Annotated in this window: 16 protein-coding genes; 3 read left to right on the top strand and 13 right to left on the bottom strand. The window is 70.0% G+C overall.

Going from position 1 to position 17,429, the window contains the following annotated elements; all coding sequences use genetic code 11:
- Nucleotides 1-121 precede the first annotated feature (121 nt).
- Nucleotides 122-517: a PH domain-containing protein gene (locus ACKOQ4_RS00455; protein WP_526287710.1), complete on the top strand. Its 396-nt coding sequence runs from the start codon at nt 122-124 to the stop codon at nt 515-517.
- 4 nt (nt 518-521) lie between these two features.
- Here the strand turns inward: ACKOQ4_RS00455 and ACKOQ4_RS00450 are convergent, their stop codons facing one another.
- Entirely contained in the window at nt 522-1,388 is an 867-nt protein-coding gene (locus ACKOQ4_RS00450; RefSeq protein WP_526287708.1) for a DoxX family protein, read from the bottom strand.
- A 125-nt stretch (nt 1,389-1,513) separates the two neighbouring features.
- Between ACKOQ4_RS00450 and ACKOQ4_RS00445 the strand changes: the two genes are divergently transcribed.
- Entirely contained in the window at nt 1,514-2,632 is a 1,119-nt protein-coding gene (locus ACKOQ4_RS00445; protein ID WP_526287706.1) for a PQQ-dependent sugar dehydrogenase, read from the top strand.
- Here the strand turns inward: ACKOQ4_RS00445 and ACKOQ4_RS00440 are convergent.
- The 10 genes from ACKOQ4_RS00440 to ACKOQ4_RS00395 all read right to left on the bottom strand — a co-directional run bounded on the left by ACKOQ4_RS00440 (nt 2,625) and on the right by ACKOQ4_RS00395 (nt 12,675).
- On the bottom strand, nt 2,625-3,461 hold the full coding sequence (locus ACKOQ4_RS00440; RefSeq protein WP_526287704.1) for a hypothetical protein: 837 nt from the start codon (nt 3,459-3,461) through the stop codon (nt 2,625-2,627). The two genes, ACKOQ4_RS00445 and ACKOQ4_RS00440, sit on opposite strands and share 8 nt — an antisense overlap.
- The gene (locus ACKOQ4_RS00435) at nt 3,458-4,645 is read right to left on the bottom strand and encodes an NHL repeat-containing protein (protein WP_526287702.1); all 1,188 of its coding nucleotides are present in this window, start codon (nt 4,643-4,645) and stop codon (nt 3,458-3,460) included. The genes ACKOQ4_RS00440 and ACKOQ4_RS00435 overlap by 4 nt, the downstream gene beginning before the upstream one ends.
- On the bottom strand, nt 4,642-5,508 hold the full coding sequence (locus ACKOQ4_RS00430) for a NifU family protein (protein WP_526287700.1): 867 nt from the start codon (nt 5,506-5,508) through the stop codon (nt 4,642-4,644). The genes ACKOQ4_RS00435 and ACKOQ4_RS00430 overlap by 4 nt, the downstream gene beginning before the upstream one ends.
- Nucleotides 5,505-6,755: a hypothetical protein gene (locus ACKOQ4_RS00425; RefSeq protein ID WP_526287698.1), complete on the bottom strand. Its 1,251-nt coding sequence runs from the start codon at nt 6,753-6,755 to the stop codon at nt 5,505-5,507. Before ACKOQ4_RS00425 ends, ACKOQ4_RS00430 begins: the two co-directional genes overlap by 4 nt.
- A 43-nt stretch (nt 6,756-6,798) precedes the next feature.
- Nucleotides 6,799-7,068 carry a hypothetical protein gene (locus ACKOQ4_RS00420; protein WP_526287696.1) on the bottom strand — a complete coding sequence of 90 codons (270 nt, stop codon included), beginning with the start codon at nt 7,066-7,068 and terminating at the stop codon, nt 6,799-6,801.
- Entirely contained in the window at nt 7,065-7,901 is an 837-nt protein-coding gene (locus tag ACKOQ4_RS00415; RefSeq protein WP_526287694.1) for a hydrogenase maturation protease, read from the bottom strand. Before ACKOQ4_RS00415 ends, ACKOQ4_RS00420 begins: the two co-directional genes overlap by 4 nt.
- A 29-nt stretch (nt 7,902-7,930) precedes the next feature.
- The gene (locus ACKOQ4_RS00410; RefSeq protein WP_526287692.1) at nt 7,931-9,538 is read right to left on the bottom strand and encodes a nickel-dependent hydrogenase large subunit; all 1,608 of its coding nucleotides are present in this window, start codon (nt 9,536-9,538) and stop codon (nt 7,931-7,933) included.
- Between the two features lie 46 nt (nt 9,539-9,584).
- Nucleotides 9,585-10,556, bottom strand: a complete 972-nt coding sequence (locus tag ACKOQ4_RS00405; protein WP_526287690.1) for an NADH-quinone oxidoreductase subunit B family protein — start codon at nt 10,554-10,556, stop codon at nt 9,585-9,587.
- Nucleotides 10,557-10,792: 236 nt separating this feature from the next.
- On the bottom strand, nt 10,793-12,028 hold the full coding sequence (locus ACKOQ4_RS00400; RefSeq protein WP_526287688.1) for a GAF domain-containing sensor histidine kinase: 1,236 nt from the start codon (nt 12,026-12,028) through the stop codon (nt 10,793-10,795).
- On the bottom strand, nt 12,025-12,675 hold the full coding sequence (locus ACKOQ4_RS00395) for a response regulator transcription factor (RefSeq protein ID WP_526287686.1): 651 nt from the start codon (nt 12,673-12,675) through the stop codon (nt 12,025-12,027). Before ACKOQ4_RS00395 ends, ACKOQ4_RS00400 begins: the two co-directional genes overlap by 4 nt.
- 112 nt (nt 12,676-12,787) lie before the next feature.
- Here ACKOQ4_RS00395 and ACKOQ4_RS00390 point away from each other — a divergent pair, with 112 nt between their 5' ends.
- Complete coding sequence (locus tag ACKOQ4_RS00390) at nt 12,788-13,339, top strand: HAD family hydrolase (protein WP_526287684.1); 552 nt, start codon at nt 12,788-12,790, stop codon at nt 13,337-13,339.
- Nucleotides 13,340-13,342: 3 nt separating this feature from the next.
- On the opposite strand, the gene ACKOQ4_RS00385 is transcribed toward ACKOQ4_RS00390, so the two are convergent.
- Together ACKOQ4_RS00385 and gatB are read right to left on the bottom strand one after the other, a co-directional pair.
- Nucleotides 13,343-15,997 (bottom strand): Calx-beta domain-containing protein, encoded by a 2,655-nt coding sequence (locus ACKOQ4_RS00385; RefSeq protein WP_526287682.1) that lies wholly within the window; start codon nt 15,995-15,997, stop codon nt 13,343-13,345.
- Nucleotides 15,998-16,143: 146 nt separating this feature from the next.
- A partial coding sequence (gatB, locus tag ACKOQ4_RS00380; RefSeq protein WP_526287680.1) for an Asp-tRNA(Asn)/Glu-tRNA(Gln) amidotransferase subunit GatB occupies nt 16,144-17,429 on the bottom strand: 1,286 nt, incomplete at its 5' end.

The raw sequence follows: 17,429 nt of genomic DNA, 5'->3' as shown, positions 1-17,429 counted from the left end.
ACCTACTACGAGCTTTCCGCCGGACGTCATACCTGCGAAGGTTAGCCTCGGCACAGCTCAAGCGTCAACCTCACCGCCGCAGACCCGCGCACGAACGGCCCCCCGGTGGGATGATTCCGGGATGGCCGGCCAAGGAGACAACGCCCCGACGGTGATCAGGATCTCCCCGATCGCGCACTTTGCGTCCTTTTTCCTGCTGATGGCCCTGCTCACGGTCGGTCCGGCGTTCGGCATGACCAGCATGGCGGTGCTTTTGCTGGTCCCGGTGGCCCTCTCCTTCGCCATCGAGCGGCTGCGCACGGTGGCCGACGAGGACAGCGTCACCGGCCGGACCCTGCTCAACAGCAGGACCGCCCCGTGGACGCAGGTCGACGGACTGAAGTTCACCCGCGGCGGCTGGGCGCGGGCCTGCCTGAGCGACCACACCGACATGCTGCTGCCCGGGGTGACCTTCGCGACGCTGCCGAAGCTGACCGGCGCCAGCGGCGGCCGGGTGCCCAACCCCTACCAGCGTTAGCCGGTCAGGCGAACGGGTTGATACCGCGCAGGTAGAGCCAGGCGGCAACACCGCCGCCGGCCCCCAGCAGGAGGGCCAGGAACGATCCGATGAACGGGCGTCTGGCCCAGCCGCGACCGCCGTCGAAGCCGTAGCGGCCGGGTCCGGCCAGGATGATCGCGGCCGCTACCGCGGTCAGCATCAACAGGTACTCAGCGGCCGAGTCGAAGACGAAGATGCCGCCCTTCTGGCGCTGCACGGTGAACGTCGCGAGCAGGCTGTTGACCAGGAACGCCAGCGCCACCGCAGCGGCCACGGGTGTGAACAGCCCGAGTACCAGCAGGACTCCCGAGGCGATCTGCGCGCCGGCCGCCACGTAGGTCAGCAGCCCCGCGTTCTGGTAGCCGGCTTCGGTGAGGGTCTCCCGGAACCCCTGCAGGCCCTCTCCGCCCCACCAGCCGAACGCGTTCTGCAGTCCGTGCGCGATGAACACCACGCCCAGGGCGACCCGTAGCACGAGCAGCCCGAGGTCCTGGGTCCCGCGCCGTCCGGCGGCACGGGCCCGCGCCTCGGCGTCGACCGGGCTGATCTCCAGCGGGCCCGCCGCGGCCGGCGGCGGCACGGCCGGTGGCGGCGCGCTCTGCGGCTGGGCCGCCGGCTCCACGTAGGGCAGCGGATCCGGCTCCTGCAGCAGCCCGTATCCGGTCGATGGACCGGGCGCCGGGGCCGCCGGCCCCGATCCGTAGGGCGCTTTGAGCCGGGTGGTCTCGAAGTCGCCGCCCAGGGTTCCCGCCGCCAGGTCGTCCTCGGGATCGACCAGCCGGGCCGACGCGGGCCGGACCGGGGCGTCCTCGGGCCGCTGCCAGCCGGGATCGGGGTTCTGGCTCGTCACAGAGGCCAGGGTAAGTGCTATCGGCGCCAAATCGGGGATTTGTCCCGCACGTCGAACCGGGGATCCGGCCCGAGCCGCGAGGACCGTCGTGGCGCGGACCGGCGGGCGATCCGTAACCTTGCGGCATGCGCACGCGTCCCGCCCGGTCGGCCGTGGCTGCGCTGTGCGCGGCGGCCGCCGTGGTCTCCGGGTGCGCGCGGTTCGACAACGCGGTCTCGCAGCCGTTCACCACACCCCCGGACTTGCGGCCCGGCCCGCCGTCCACTCCGCCGCCTCCCCCGCCGCTGCCGCCCAAGCCCTTTCCGAAGGTCTGCCCGGCTCCCGGGGTCATGCAGGGCTGCCTGGAGAGCACCAGCGGGCTGATCATGGGCTCCGACGCCAAGACCGCCCTGGTCGCCGAACGCACCACGGGCGCGGTCAAGAAGGTCTCGGTCAGCGCCGAGCCGAAGGTCGAACTGGTCATCCCGGTCGACGGAAGCGGCGACGGCGGCCTGATGGACATCGTGCTGTCCCCCGCCTACTCCCAGGACCGGCTGATGTACGCCTACATCAGCACGCCGACCGACAACCGGGTGATCCGCATCGCCGACGGAGACGCGCCCAAGGACATCCTCACCGGAATCCCCAAGGGCGCAGGCGGCAACACCGGGTCGCTGATCTTCACCAGCCCCACCACGCTGGTGGTGCAGACCGGTGACGCGGGCAACCCGGAAGCCGCCAACGACCCGAAGTCCCTGGCGGGCAAGGTGATCCGGATCGAGCAGCCGACGACGGTCGGCCAGGCCCCGCCGACGACGGCGCTGAGCGGGATGGGCGCCGGCGGCGGCATGTGCGTCGATCCGGCGGACAAGTCGCTCTACGTGACCGACCGCACCCCGGCCGGAGACCGGCTACAGCGCATCGGCCCGGACTCCAAGGCGACCACGGTGTGGACCTGGCCGAACCGCCCCGGGGTGGCGGGCTGCGTGGCGCTGGACGGCACGGTGCTGGTGAATCTGGTCAACACCAAACAGACCGTCGCGGTTCGGCTGGCGCAGGCCACCGGTGCGGTCACCGGGGATCCCGAAGTGGTGCGCCAGGACAAGCACGGTCACGCCTGGGGGCTGGCCGTCGCACCCGACGGCAACATCTGGGGAGCCACGGTGAACCGCACCGCCGGTGATGCCGAGAGACTCGACGACGTGGTCTTCCCGCTCTTCCCGCAGGGCGGCGGCTTCCCGCGCTCCAACGCCGACGTCACCTGACGTCGAGCACCAGCCCGGGGTCGAAGGTGGCCCGGGCGGCCACCGAGGCCGCAGCGGCGGCGACCACCAGACCTGCAGCGCTGTCGTAGCCCTTCGGAAAGACGATCTCAGCGCTGTCCGGGCCGTCGCGGTGAGCCATCAGCCAGTCGTAGAGCAGCCAGTCCAGCGCGCACGTCACCGCCATGGGGTCCGCCCCGGGCGTCCGGGATGCGTCCACCACCGTGCGCAGGGCGTCGCGGTGCTCCTCGCGGGCGCCTTCCTTGTTGGCCCCCGAGCTGTCGAACATCAGCATCGACAGGGTCAGCGGAAATCGTTGCCCCTCATCGGTTCTCACCACCCAGCGGCCACCCATCCAGGGCTTGTCCGGGTCGACCCGGTGAAACTCGCCGTAACCGCCCACCACACCGAGTCCGGGGTCGTCGAGCTCACCCTCGAAGGGAGCCGGGCCGAGCAGTCCCAGCGGCCGCCGGGCCCGGATGGAGAACAGGGCTGCGGTGCCGATGATCTTGCCGGCGCGCAGGTCCGCGCTCAGCCCGGTCTTCTCCAGGCCGGCGGCGTACTCGTGGCACAGCCGGTCCAGCGTCCGGTGCAGTTCCAGCAGTCCGTCGCGCTCGTCCGGCCCGGCCGGACCGCGCCCGCCGCCGAGGATCTCGCCGAATCGCTCGGCGGCGATGATCAGCGCGTCGTCGAGGGCCTCCAGGTGGGTGGCGATAAGCCGGTCGGGCTCGTCGTCGCCGACGACGAGGGCCTGCAGCGAGGTGGGCGCTCCGGACGGGGTGGCCCAGAAGAAGCCGATCTGGCCGTCGGACTGGATGATCCGCGGTCTCACCGCGTCCTCGTCCACAGCATCACCCGGTTGTTGCCGGAGTCCGCGACGGCCAGCGTGTCCCCGCACAGCGACAGTCCGTAGGGCCAGCAGAGCGTGTCGCGCTGGACGGCGGTCCAGCGGTTCTCGCCGTTGGATCCGAAGTCCGGCTGGGCCAGCACGAAGTCGGCGCCCCGCGCGACCGGGCCGTCCGGCATCCCCTCCCAGAGCAGGATCCGGTTGTTGGCCGTGTCGGCGACGGCAAGCCGGTCACCGTCCAGACACACCGCGTACGGGAAGCGCATCCGGTCTGCCGTGTGCGGGCCATACGGCCACTCCTCGGCGCCGGTGAAATCCGGCTGCCCGACCACCAGGTCCGCGGGCCGGTCGGATTCGGGTTGCGGGGACCAGCCCAGCACCCGGTGATCGCCGGCGTCGGCGACCAGGAGCAGGCCGTCCCGGCCGGAGATGTCGTGGGCCCAGCGGAAGCTGTCCGGCCCGGCCGGGCCGCCGCGATTCTCCTCGTGCGAGACGGCGTCCGGCTGACCCAGGATGACGTCCGGACGCTGATCGGGCGCGGGAATACCGTTGCGCCAGCCCAACACCCGCCGGTTTCCGGTGTCGGCGACCCAGAACGTCGTGCCGACCACCGCGATCCCGAAGGGCCAGTAGAGGCCGGCCGCCGAACAGTCGCCGCCGCGGTTGGCCTCGACCGAACCGGGGTCAGGTTGGCCGATGACGTGATCGGGGGCCAGGTCGTTCACCGTGGGCACGCTGTCCCACACCAGGATCCGGTGATGCCAGGCGTCGGCGACGATCAGCCGGCCGTCGTGCACGAGCACCCCGGTGGGTAGGTTCATGCCGCGTTCCGGGCCGCGCCCGCCGGCGGCCGGCCCCTCGGTGTCTCCGTCGGGCTGGCCGAGTACGACGTCGGCGGGTTGCTCGTCACGGTCGGGTACGCCGTTCCAGATCAGCACCCGGTGGTTGCCGGAGTCGGCCACCACCAGGTGGTCGGCGGAGACGAACACACCCCGCGGGGAGTACATCCAGGCCATCGAGGGCTTGGCGGCAGGAAGCGCCAGACCTCCCGGCGCGGGGGCGCCGAGCCACACCTGCGGTACCCATCCGCCGGTCAGGTCGACATCGGGAACGACGTCGGGGCGGGTACCCACGCCACTGATGTTGTGCCGGACGGTGTACCGGCTCATCCGACCCGTACCCAGACCTCGCCGTCGTCCACCCGCAGCGGCAACTGCTCAAGTTGAGCGCCGGGAGCGCTGAGGCACTCCCCCGATGAGGCGTCGAAGCAGAACCCGTGCCATGGGCAGGTCAGGGTCCCGTTGCTCAGGTCGAGTACGGCATCGTCGAGCGGCAGCGCCTCATGCGCACATTCGTTGCGGTACGCCGACAACCGCTGGCCGATGTTGACCACGATCACCTCGGTGGACCGGCCTTCGCTTCTCAGCGCCGCCGACGAGATCTCGCCGACCGGCAGGCCGGCCGCCGGACCGAGCCGCACCCAGCCTTCGGCTGCGGGATCGCGACCGATCCGCAGCGACTCCAGCGGGATCAGGGTCGGGGTCGGCTCGGCGGCCACCACCTCGACCGCGGTGATTGCCGGAACACCCTGCACCAGAGCGTCTTCCACGAGATTACGCAGGGTCACCGAGGACATCGAGCAGCCGTTGCACGCTCCCTCCAGCCGCACGAATGCGGTGCCGTCCTCGACCCGGACCAGCGACACGTCACCGCCGTGACTCTGCAACTGGGGGCGCACCGAGTCCAGCACCTGTCCGGCGTGGGTCACCGGGTCGGGACGGACGATCCCGTGCAGGGAGAGCAGCAGATGCACCAGCGGGTCGTCGACCAATTCGAAGAGCACGGGACGGGCGCCGTCGTCGCCGCGCATCGCGGTGACGATCCTCACCAGGCCGGCCCGGTGCACGGCCTCGATGGCGGCCTGCAGTTCCTCGGCCACCGCCCGGGCGGCGGGGTCCAGACCGTCCAGCGCGCTCGCCGCGTCGTCGACCCGCTTGGCCAACTCCTCGAATGCCGGCTCGGTTGTTGTCATTCCGCGATCGACTCCGTCTCGGTCCGGGCCAGCGCCTGCTGGCGGGAGATCTCGTCGAGCACTCCGCGCACCGTGCGCACCGAGTCGTGGTCGCCGAGTTCCTCGAAAAGGAAACGCGCCTCGTACAGCTTGGCCTTGGCCTGGTCGAAATCGCCGAGATGGGCCAGCACGTTGCCCTGGTTGGCCAGCACCCGCGCCCGGCCCAGCGGGTCGGCGTCCCGATCGCGGGCCACCAGCACGCCCTCGTAGAGTTCGACCGCCTCGACCAGGTTGTCGGTCTGGTGGCTCGAGGGCGTGTAGACCAGCGAGTTGGCCAGGTTCAGCTGGACGCTCGCCCACTGTTCGGGGTGGTCCTCGCGGGTGTAGACCTTCAGCGCCGACCGCAGTGACTGCGCGGCCACACCCAGACGCAGCTGGCTGGACGCCTCGGTCATCGGCATGGTCAGGTAGGCGGTGGCGAGGTCGGCGTGGGCGGCGGCCCACAGCAGCGGCGCTTCCGACCGCAGTACCAGCTGTAACGCCGAATGATAGTGCGGCACAGCGCGATTGAGCAGATCCGGTCGGTCAACCGCCTGCTGGTGCAACAGCCCCGCCAGGGTCAGGTGTAACTCCGCTCGGGCCACCCGCAGATCCTCGGCGCCCTCCAGCGCACCCAAAGCCCGCTCCAGCCGCGCCACCCCGTCGGCGGTGTTCTCCTGCCCGGCGAGCGAGCCCGCGGCCCCCAGCAGGACACCCCGCAGCGGCCCGCAGCCCTCGCCCGCGGCCTCGGCGGCCCGGTCGAGCAGCGCCACCGCCCCGGCGGTGTCGCCGTCGTCGAGGGCCTTGCTGGCCTGGGCCGACAACACCATCGCGGCCAGTTCGCCGGTGGCCGAACCCATCTCCGGCGGGGTGTCGGTGCGCCCCAGCGCGAAGAGCACCACGTCGACCAGGACACCGAATTCGCCCAGTGCCGAGCGCAATTCGGCGGGATCCTCGGTACCCCCGTCGGGGTCCATCACGAAGCGGTTGTAACGGGTGACCGGGTCGTCACCGGTCAGCGCGGCCAGCGCACCCGCCCGGTCCCCGGACAGTGCGAGTTCGTGGGCTCGCAGGGCCGGCGGCCAGTCGGGGATCGACCCGGACAGCAATGCCAGCCGGGCCGGCTCGGTGTCCGGCTCGGCCGGGACCAGCAGGTAGCCCAGCGGCAGCGGAAAGGCGCCAAGCGGTTGCGGACGGACCGCGAGAACGGCCGCCTCGACGTCGGTCACAGAACTCCTCCCGGTCCTTGCGGGCCGTTTCCCTCAGGATGTCTCATCCGTTCACCGGTCCGCCGCCGATGTCGCGTTCGGCGGTCCGCCGGATCAGGTCGGCTGCCAGTTCGGCGCGGGCCCGGGTGGCGTGGCTGTTGATCCGCTTGCGGACGACGCCGTCGGCGAAGACCACGACGATCTCCACCACCCAGCGGCCCGACTCCTCGACGACCACGGTGGCGACGTCCAGCGCCACATCCGCGGAGCTGCCCTGGCGTACCTCCGTCTTCGGCCATTGCCGCTCGCCCCGGTCCTCACCCACGGCGATCACCGCGCGTCCCGCCCGGGCAGCGGAATCCGAAGAGCCTTGTGCTCATCGTCCCAGAATGCCGCATGGACCCCCACCGGGAAGTCGTCACGGAGCACTTCGCGCACCAGCAGCACGCGGTCACCGGCCGGGTTGCGCTGTTTGAGCAGCAGGCCGCCGCTGCTGGGACCGCGCAGCGGGAACAGCCACAACTCGCCGTCGCGGGGCACCACGGCCACCGCGTCGGAGGGAAACCTGCCGGCCGACAGCGCGGCGTCGAGGCGCAGGTAGCCCTCGGCGGTGATCTCGACGTCGACCTCGTCGGCACCGACCGGTCGCAGCGGGCCCAGAAAGTCGCGCTCGATCAGCGCGAGCACCTGCTCCATGCCGGCCCGGACCGGCGCGGACAACTCGGCGCCCAGATCCATCGCGGCCGCCTCGATCAGGAACACGGTGATGTCGGTGGGACACGCCTCTCCCAGCGCCCACCGCGCGAACGGGATCGCATGGTCCCACCGGAAGGCATGGGTGTGCAGGCCCTGCAGCGGCGGCAGGTCGTCGAGCTCCTCGCCCGGAACCCGGTAGACCGTGCCGGGCGCGGCTGCGGCGCTGCCCTGCGACACGCACGCGTCGACGATCACCACCCGCCGCGCACCGCGCATCTGGAAGCCGACGTCCATCCCGGCGGTGCCCCCGTCGACCAGCCGCGCGCCCTCGGGCACACCGCGGTCCCACAGATGCCGTATCAGAACCGGGCCGACCCCGTCGTCGCCGCGCAGCAGATTGCCGCAGCCGACCACCAGAACGTCGCAGCCCGGCGGCTCCAGGTCGATCTCCGGTGCGACCTCGCCGGCCACACGGTTCCCCTCCGGTGTGAGCCCCTCTTTCACACCATTCCGTTGATGACGAACTTCGAGAGCTCCCGGCCGGTCTTGCCGTCGTAGGCGTGCACGGTGCAGACCAGGCAGGAGTCGAAGCTGCGCGCGACGTGGCCGAGTTCGACCGGGTCCTCCGGGTCGACGATCGGGGCGCCGACGATCGCCTGCTCCATCGGGCCCAGCACATCGCTGCCGTCGCGCGGGCCGATGTTCCACGCGGTCGGAGTGATCACCTGGTAGTTCTTGATCTTGTTGTTCTCCAGCACGATCCAGTCCGACAGCGAGCCGCGGGCGGCCTCGGTGGAGCCGAAACCGCGGCCCGAGTCGTACTCGGTGGGCTTGCTGTAGAAGCTCTCCTTGAGGTCGAGTTGGTCGAGCCAGGTGCGCACCCACTTGAAATACTTGGGCGCCTCGTGCAGCCGGGCCAGTTGTCGGACCATCACGCTCGGGCCGATCTTGTTGTACATGTCGAGGAACAACGGGTCGTTGTCCTGGTGCGGTGCGGCGTTCGGGCCGGCCGCGGCCATCCGGCGGGCCAGCGGACCGGCCTCCAGCGGCAGGTCGCCCATCCCGTCGATCAGGTAGCGCGGCGACTTCGCCCAGCTGTACTTGCCCTGCCCCCTGCCCTTCTCCGGGTCGACCGGGATGGTCTCGCCGTCGAACGGGTGCAGCGGCCGGCTGCCCTCGTAGAACGAGTGCGTGACGTCCTCGCGCACGTTGGCCTGGTCGAACTCGTGGTACCGGCCCCCGGCGAACACGCCGCTGCGGCCGATCAGCGCGGCGTTGCGGCCCTCGATGGTCGGGTTGCGATACAGCGCGGGATCGAAGTAGGTGCCGGTCGCCAGGTAGTTGCCGACACCGGCGCCGTATTTGTCCAGGCCGATGTCCAGCGAGTAGCGGATGAAGAAGCCCATGTCGCTGTTGCGCTGCGACTCGTTCTCGTCGACCCAGGCCAGCACGTCCTCCCAGGTCTTGTTCTCCAGCCAGCGGTCGACGCTGCAGCCCAGCAGGTCGGACTCCAGCCAGTTGTCCTTCCAGTTCTCCAGGATCGCGATCGAGCGGGTGACGTCGGAGAGGGTGGCCGCTCCCATCACACCGCCGGGCACCATGAAGCTGGAATGCGGCCACTGCCCGCCGAAGATGGCGTAGACCTCGACCGGTTTCTGCGAGAGCACCACACCCTTCTGGTAGCTGGTGCCCACGTACGGCGCATGCCGGCGCACCGCCTCGTCGTACATCGGGGATTTGGCGTAGTTCTTGTTGGTCAGGTCGATGGCGAACAGCGCGTAGTAGTAACGCGGGATGGACTGCAGCGTCTCGCAGCCCTGGGCGATGTTGCGCACCAGGGTCGCGTTGGTCGGCATGGTGGTCTTCCACGCGGTGTCCAGCGCGTAGGCCGACTTGTAGAGGTGACTGCCGCCGCAGATGCCGCAGATGCGCGGACACACGATCAGTCCGGCGTGCGGGTCCTTGCCGCGCAGGATGATCTCGAATCCGCGGAACATCGCGGCCTCGGTCCAGGCCGAGGTGACGACCCCGTCGGTGATGGTGACCCGGACGTCGAGGTCGCCCTCGACGCGTCCGAGCGGGCTGACATGCAGATCCATTGATGTCATTGGGTGAGTCCTCCAGAGTCTCTAGGTCAGATGTTTCGGCGCGGCGTCAGACCACGAACATGTCTTCTTTGGTCCACTTCGGCGCGGCGACCCGCGCCGCGGCGGCGGCTGCCATGTAGGACAGCTTCTTGGTACCGGTTCCGGTCTCCTTGGGGATCACCCCGGCGACCTTCTGGGTCTTGAACACGGTGCCCGGCGCCAGGTCGAAGTGCGGGAACTCCGGCTCGGTGCAGCCGTAGCACGGCTGGCCGGCGCGGGTCTTCGAGGACTGGCGGTTCCACAGGATGCGATTGCACGGCGAGTGCGTCATCGGGCCGCGGCAGCCGAACTCGTAGAACAGGCAGCCGGTGCGGGTGCCCTCGCCGAAGGACATGGTGGACTGCTTGTACTCGTAGAACTGCACCCGGGTGCACCCGGTCTGGGTGAACGTCTTGAAGAAGGTCTGCGGCCGCTGCAACTCGTCCAGCGCGATGTCGCTGGTGCGGCCGGTGGCCAGCGCGACGAGGATCTGGGTTATCCAGTCGGGGTGCGCGGGGCAGCCGGGGATGTTGATCACCGGCAGTCCGGCCTTGGACTTGAAGTTGGGTCCCAGGAAACCGCCCCGGTTGCGCTTGTGGAACTGCAGCCCGGTGGACGCCGACGGGTTGGGTTCCATCGCCGGGATACCGCCCCAGCACGCGCAGTCGCCGATGGCGACGACGATGCCGGCCTGGCTGGCCAGCTCGGTCACCCAGTCCTTCATCGGACGGTCGGCGAACATGTCCATCCGGCCGGTTCCGTTGGGCGCCTCGATCACCGAGCCCTCGAAGACGAAGACGTCCATCGGACGCGCACCGGATGCGCAGTCCCGGAAGATCTTCTGGGCCTGGTTGCCCAGTTCCAGGCCGAGCGAGGGATGCCAGATCACCTCGAGCCCGAAGTCGACGATCAGGTCGACGACGTTGGGTTCGTCGGCGTTGAGGAAGGACATCGTGTTGCCGCTGCACGCCCCTCCCTGAAACCACAGAACAGACGCCATGAACGAACTCCTCTCAAACGGCCCGGGACGCGGGGATACCCGGACAGACAGGCCGGGGCGGACAGGGGAGGGCGGGCACCGCTGAACGTCGCGACAGCCAAGCCGTCATGCAAGACCTCCGGGTCTTCTGGCCCCTGTGACGACAGTAACCCCTCCGGCTCGGCGGGGTGGTCAATTTCGGACCGGGAGTCGGTACCGCGTCAGAAAAAATTTACAACGCGGAAACCCATCGGGGGCTAGGGCCGTTGGTCCTCCGGCGCAACCGTGACGGTGACGGTCGTGCCCGCCCCCGGCGCGGACTGGACGGTCAGGGTCCCGCCGACCAGCTCGGCCCGCTCGGCCATCGACAGCATGCCGTAGCCGCCGGCCGAGGCGGCGGCACCGGCGTCCAGGCCGACCCGCCTGGCGGCGGCGTCGAAACCGACGCCGTTGTCCCGGATCTCAAGGCGGGCAACGCCGTCGCGAACCGTGAACTCAACGGTGGCCACCAGTGCCCGGGCGTGCTTGACGACGTTCTGCACGCACTCCTGCGCGATCCGGTACAGCGCCACCTCGATGTGCTCGGACAGCCTGGCGTCGTCGAGGTGCAACTCCAGGTCGACCTCCGGGGTGGAGGCGGCCAGGCTGGCCAGGGCTCCGCCCAGGCCCAGGTCGTCGAGGACCGGCGGTCGCAGGCCGCTGATCGCCGACCTGGCCTCCCCCAGGGTCAGGTCAACAAGGTCGCGGGCCTTCTCCAGTTGCTCGGCCGCCGCGGGCTGGTCGCCGTCGTCGACCGCGCGGGCCGCGGCATCGAGCCGATAGGTCAGCCCGACCAGTCGTTGGGAGATGCCGTCGTGGATGTCACCGGCCAGCCGCCGCCGCTCGCTCTCCTGGGCGGCGATGACCTGTTCGGCGAAATCCTCGTGAGCGCGCTCGCGCGCCGACAGCTGGCGGTGCAACCGGGCCTGGTGCAGGGCCCCGGCGATCAGCCGGCCGATCACCAGCAGTAGTTCGACGTCGCGGGGGCTGAAGTCCCGTCGCGAGATGGTGTGCACGTTGAGCACCCCCACCAGACCACCCGGCTCAGTCTCCATCGGCACCGAGGCCATCGAGGTGAAGTCGTTGCCGCGCAGCGCCGCGATCGGCACATACCGCGGGTCGGCCTCCTTGTCGCTGACGATCACCACCGGCTGCCGGTTGCTGGCCACCCAGCCGGACACCCCCGAGCCGAGCGGCAGCCGGATCCGGCCCACCTGCTCGTCGAACGGCGGGGTGGCCCCGGCCAGCGTCAGCGAACTGTCGGTGTCGTCGAGCACATGCACGAAACAGACGTCGGAGGCGGTGGCGGCGGTGATCATCCTGGCCACCGCCGCGGCCATCGGCTCCACGCCGGGTCCGGTCGACGTCGCCGCGATGATGTCGCGCAGCAGGGCGACCTCCCGGTCGGCGTCGAGCAGGCCGTGCACGTCGTTGGGGCTCAGCGGACCGCTCACCGGAAGATGCCTTCCCGCAGCGCCGTCGCCGCCGCACTGGTGCGGTCACCGACGCCCAGCTTGCGGTAGATCGAGCTGAGGTGGGTCTTGACGGTCTCCTCGCCGATGACCAGCTTGGCGGCGATCCCCCGGTTGGACAGCCCCGTCACGACCAGTGACAGGATCTCGCTCTCCCGCTGGGTCAGACCATGGCGGGCGCCGGGCCAGAACTGGTCGCTCTGCAGCCGCGCCGCGGTCTCGGTGGCCCGCGCCGCCAGACCGGAGTCGATGGCGGTCGCGCCGGCCTGTACGCCCTCGATCTGCCGCACCAGGTCGTCGCTGCTGATCCCCTTGAGCAGATAGCCCGAGGCGCCGACCCGCATGGCCTGGAACAGATATTGCTCGTCGTCGTAGACGCTGATCAGGATGACCTTGCGGGCGGGATGGCGATCCCGGATCTCCCGGCACAGGTCCAGGCCGCTGACACCTTGCATGCGCACGTCGCACAGCACGATGTCGGGCTCGAGTTCGGCGATCACCCCCATCGCCTTCTCCGCCCCGACCGCCTCGCCGACCACCTCGACCCGGTCGGCGAACGGGGCCAGCATCGCCTTGAGTCCCTCGATGACCATCTCGTGGTCGTCGACGAGCACCACCCGCACCGGCATGTCGCTTACGGTAATCGGCCGGTGCGGTCCCGTGCGGCCGCGCGGGTGATCCCCCGCCCGCCTCCCCTGATCGGGGGATGAACGAGGCTGCCGGCAGCCGGATACTCCTCACGTGGCATCGACGCAGGCATCGTTCTGGTGGGAACGTGCCGGACGCGCCCCGATGGGGGTCCCCGGCCTGGAAGGTGTGATCTTCTCCCTGGACGCGGTCCTGGCCGATGCCCGGGCCGATCACGAACTGTTCGCCGGGCTGGTCTGGGACCTGCACTGCGCGGGAATCCGGGTGGTGGTGGCGACCTCGCGCCAGGGCCTGGGTGTGCATCGCTCGGTGCGCGATCTGCTCGGCGACGGCGCGGTGGAACTGGTGATCACCGGCGACGAGGTCGCCAATCCGAAGCCCGACCCGGAGGTCTACCACTACGCGCTGTGGGAACTCGGTCTGCGCGCCGAACATGTTCTTGCCGTGGAGGATTCAGCCGAAGGCCTGCGCGCGGCACTGGGCGCGGGGCTGGCGACCGTCGTGGTCACCACGGAGGGGACCAGAAGCGATGATTTCACCGGCGCGGCCGCCGTGCTGCCCGGTTACGACGGACCCGACTCGCTGTCGGTGCACCGCTGCCGCGGCCTGCGCGCGGGTTGGCTGACGGGCGCGCTCAGCGCCTGACGATCAGACGACCGACAGCGGAACCTCGTCGACCGGGGTCGGCTCCACCACCACGGGCCCGTTCTCGATCGTCCAGTGGTTCAGCGACCACTGGCCGTCGGCCGGACTGATCACCTGGAACACGTCGTTGATCTGCCACTGATCCCAGTGCGTGACCGTCACGCTCGAGGACTTGCCGTCCGCGCCGGTCACCGAGAACACCGCGGTGTCGTTGCGCGGGCCCGAACCGGAGTTGGAGTACTGCGCACCGGGGGTGCCGGCGATATTGAACACCAGGCTGTCTCGGCCGGACTGCATGGAGCCGTCGATGGTGAGCGCGACGTTGTAGCTGTTGACGCTGTAGGTGTCGGTGCCGTCGCCGCCGTCAGCGGAATAACTTCCGGCCCGGCTGTAGGCGAACACGTCGTTGCCGGCTTTGCCGCTGTCGCTGAGGTTGACGAAGTAGTCGTTGCGGCCGTCACTGCCCTGGCCCGCCGCGGTCGGGGTGAGTTGCGGTGTGCTGGCGGCAAGCTCGTTGGGGTTCTTCAGCAGCGGGCTGTTGCTGATGAGCCGCAGGACCGACTCCCGGTAGAGCGTCATCGAGTGGGTGCCGCCCGGCACGTAGCGCAGCAGCCATGACGTGTAGGCCTGGTGTATCGAATTGTCGATGTTGATATTGAGAACCGTCCCGGGATCGCGGGATCCGATCTGGGCGACGATGTCCCCGGGATAGCGCCACGAGGTGTTGGCGTGCTCTAACTGGAACACTCTGGTGGCGAAGTTGATCCCTGCGATGCCGGTGAAGCTGGGCACTTTCTTCTCGTCGACGACCAGGGTGGCGATCGCCGCGGGCAGCAGCCCCAGGGCTGGCACGAGGCCGGCGCTTGCCGCAACGGCGGCAAAGGCCGCAGCCTCGGTCATCCCCGGCTTGGTCGGCTCGATCAGGATGCTGGGGGCGCCGAAGGTGTAGACCGACGTCGCGGCCAGCAGCGCTGTCCTGGTGGCATCCGACCAGCCCCCCACGGTGTCGAGAACACGGTTTCCGGCCGAGAGGTAAGCCGCGGTGTCCGGCCAGAGATTGCCCTGGGGAGTCAGTAGATCGGCGAACGCCATTTCGGCGGCAGCTCCGCCGAGGCTGTGGCCGGTGATGATCAGCTGGGTGTTCTTCTGTTCGGACTGCGCCTGGAGCATCTGCCCGACCACCTCGGTCACCAGCGGTTCGAGGCTGGCGTAGTAGCGCGACCAACCGTACTCACCCGCGTTGGCAATCCAGTCGGCAGGCTCGGAGAGCGGACTGTTCGAGCCCTCGAACGAGATGATGAACTGCTCGGTGCCGTCGGTTGCCGTCCGCTTGCCGGCGAAGGCGAAACTCTGCATGGTCACGCCGTCTTTGACGCCGTAGCCGCCGGCCGCCGGCGAATAGCCCTTGGCGCCCAGGTTTGCGGTGGTGACCCCGATGCCCTCCCACCCGGTCGACTGCACCAGGCTGTTGAAATCGGCTTCGACGCGGTGGTTGTAGGCCAGGTCGGAGAAGGACGCGGCCAACAGCGCATCCCCGTAGGCGAAGTTCGGATTGACGTCGATCCTGATGCATTCGTCGTCGACGATGATGGCCGTCGCGGAGGCGATGACCAACTGCGAGAGCACGTCTGGCGACGCGGCGGCGACCCGGGCGGCCGACGGACCCGACGCGGCTGCCTTCGCGCCTGCCGGGAGGGTCTGCGGGTTGATCACCCTGAGGATGTCCAGGGTGAACGACTCAGGCGCCTCGGCGGTGTAGTCGTCCAGGCAGTTCACAACCACCAGCTGGGACGTCTGGCCCGGCACGAAGGTCAGGACACCCGAGGTTTCCTCGTAGTCGGACCCCGCCCCGGCGCGTGTGCTGAGGTCGCCGGCCTCACCGGGCTGCGCCCGGGTGCCGGCGGTTTTGTAGCCCACCGTCAACGCCGATGTGAAGGGCTTGTCCAGGGTCACGGTGAAGATGGCCTGGTTGCCGCTCTCGCTCACGGTGACGTTGCCGACGTGAACGATCGGAACGTCCGCGAAGAGATTGCGGCGCACCAACTGCAGGGCGCCGGCGAGGAATGCGGTGCCCTGTCTGGATGGCAGGCCGGAGAGCCAGTGCCCGAGGCCGTCGAGGAGTTCCGCTGCCCTCACGGTCGCGGTCACCGACCTGCCGGACGCGATCGCGCGGGTTTTGGCAGCGAAAGGCCGGCAGCCAGAACATGTTCCGGCCGCCGACGCCGACGCCGGCGCGGGAAGATCGCTCACCGCAACAGAGACGGCGGCAGCGGGCACCGCCACGGCCGGGGAAGTCGCCGACGGTGCGGGTCGCACCGGCGCCGATGATGCGGTGGCGGCCGGCCGGGCGGTCGGAGCCGTGGCGGCGCTGGGCCTGGGACTGACGGCGCGGTTCGGCAGCGCCCGTCGCCGGGCCGCGCCCGCCGCCTTAGCGGGCTCCTTGGCCGCGGCGGTGGCCGCGGGAGCCGCGGTGGTGCGGGCGCTTCGCGACGGTGCGCCGCGCCTGGCGCGGACCGGCCCGGCTTTCGCTTGCGTCGAGTCGGTTGCGGCTGTCACGGCCGCGGAGTCGCTGCCGGTGGCGTCGGTCGTGCCGTCGGCGGTCGCCGTCCCGTGCGGACCGGCCAGCGACAGCCCCAGGGCGAAAGCCGCAGCGCTCATCCGTGCGCTGTTTTTCGTCATGCCCCGCGCCCCGATCCTGCGCCCGGTGCCCGACCCGCCGTCGAGGGCCCACCGGTGTTGGCGCGATCCTACAACCGGTCGGTTCCGAACTGGTACAGGCTGGTAATGGATTGACCCGGTCGGACCTATCCGCCCTGGCCGCAGGCGGCCAGCACCAACTCACGCACCCGGGCCGCGTCGGCCTGTCCCTTCGTCGCCTTCATCACCGCACCGACGATCGCGCCGGCGGCCTGGATCTTGCCGCCGCGGATCTTCTCGGCGATGTCCGGACTTGCCGCCAGTGCCTCGTCGACCGCGGCCTGGATCAGCGAGTCGTCGCGAACCAGGGTCAGGCCGCGGCCGGCCATCACCTGTTCGGGATCGCCCTCGCCGGCCAGCACCCCCTCGACCACCTGGCGGGCCAGTTTGTTGGACAGCGTGCCGTCGTCGACCAGGGCGATGACCTCGGCCACCTGCTTGGGCGTGATGGCCAGTTCGTCGACGACGACACCGCTATCGTTGGCCTTCTGGACCAGGAAGTTGCCCCACCACGCGCGGGCGGACTCGCTGGAGGCGCCGTGCCCGACCGTGGCGGCGACCAGTTCGACGACGCCGGCGTTGACGAGGTCGCGCATCACCTCGTCGGACACCCCCCAGTCCTGCTGAATCCGCTTGCGCGACAGCCACGGAAGCTCCGGGATGGTGCCGCGCAGCCGCTCCACCAGATCCGCACTGGGCGCGACCGGCTCGAGGTCGGGCTCCGGGAAGTAGCGGTAGTCCTCGGCGGTCTCCTTGTCCCGGCCGGGCGAGGTGTGCCCGTCCTCGTGGAAGTGCCGGGTCTCCTGGTGCACGGTGCCGCCGGCGTCCAGCACCGCGGCCTGGCGTCGCATCTCGTAGCGGACCGCCACCTCGACGCTCTTGAGCGAGTTCACGTTCTTGGTCTCGGTGCGGGTGCCGAACTCCCGCTGACCGATCGGCCGCAGCGAGACGTTGGCGTCGCAGCGCAGCGACCCCTGGTCCATCCGGACGTCGGAGACATCCAGGGCGCGCAGCAGGTCCCGCAGCGCGGTGACATAGGCGCGGGCCACCTCCGGGGCGCGCTCGCCGGCCCCCTCGACCGGCTTGGTGACGATCTCGATGAGCGGCACTCCGGCGCGGTTGACGTCGAGCAGCGAGGTGGTCGCGCCGTGGATGCGGCCGGTGTCGCTGCCGACGTGGGTGAGCTTGCCGGTGTCCTCCTCCATGTGGGCGCGTTCGATGTCCACCCGGAATGTGCTGCCGTCCTCGAGGGGGACGTCAAGGTGGCCGTTGAAGGCGATCGGCTCGTCGTACTGGGAGATCTGGTAGTTCTTCGGCTGGTCGGGGTAGAAGTAGTTCTTCCGGGCGAACCGGCACCAGGAGGCGATTTCGCAGTTCAGCGCCAGGCCGATGC

The sequence above is a fragment of the Mycobacterium sp. genome, from assembly GCF_046095365.1.
Classification (GTDB): domain Bacteria; phylum Actinomycetota; class Actinomycetes; order Mycobacteriales; family Mycobacteriaceae; genus Mycobacterium.
The sequence above is the reverse complement of the archived record's forward strand: the minus strand, read 5'-3'. Positions and strand labels throughout refer to the sequence as shown.

What these genes read in the sequence shown, in the direction of transcription:
- ACKOQ4_RS00455 (WP_526287710.1), top strand. Translation starts at nt 122, where the DNA reads ATGGCCGGCCAAGGAGACAACGCCCCGACGGTGATCAGGATCTCCCCG.
- ACKOQ4_RS00445 (WP_526287706.1), top strand. Translation starts at nt 1,514, where the DNA reads ATGCGCACGCGTCCCGCCCGGTCGGCCGTGGCTGCGCTGTGCGCGGCG.
- ACKOQ4_RS00435 (WP_526287702.1), bottom strand. Translation starts at nt 4,645, where the DNA reads ATGAGCCGGTACACCGTCCGGCACAACATCAGTGGCGTGGGTACCCGC.
- ACKOQ4_RS00430 (WP_526287700.1), bottom strand. Translation starts at nt 5,508, where the DNA reads ATGACAACAACCGAGCCGGCATTCGAGGAGTTGGCCAAGCGGGTCGAC.
- ACKOQ4_RS00410 (WP_526287692.1), bottom strand. Translation starts at nt 9,538, where the DNA reads ATGACATCAATGGATCTGCATGTCAGCCCGCTCGGACGCGTCGAGGGC.
- ACKOQ4_RS00405 (WP_526287690.1), bottom strand. Translation starts at nt 10,556, where the DNA reads ATGGCGTCTGTTCTGTGGTTTCAGGGAGGGGCGTGCAGCGGCAACACG.
- ACKOQ4_RS00395 (WP_526287686.1), bottom strand. Translation starts at nt 12,675, where the DNA reads ATGCCGGTGCGGGTGGTGCTCGTCGACGACCACGAGATGGTCATCGAG.
- ACKOQ4_RS00385 (WP_526287682.1), bottom strand. Translation starts at nt 15,997, where the DNA reads ATGAGCGCTGCGGCTTTCGCCCTGGGGCTGTCGCTGGCCGGTCCGCAC.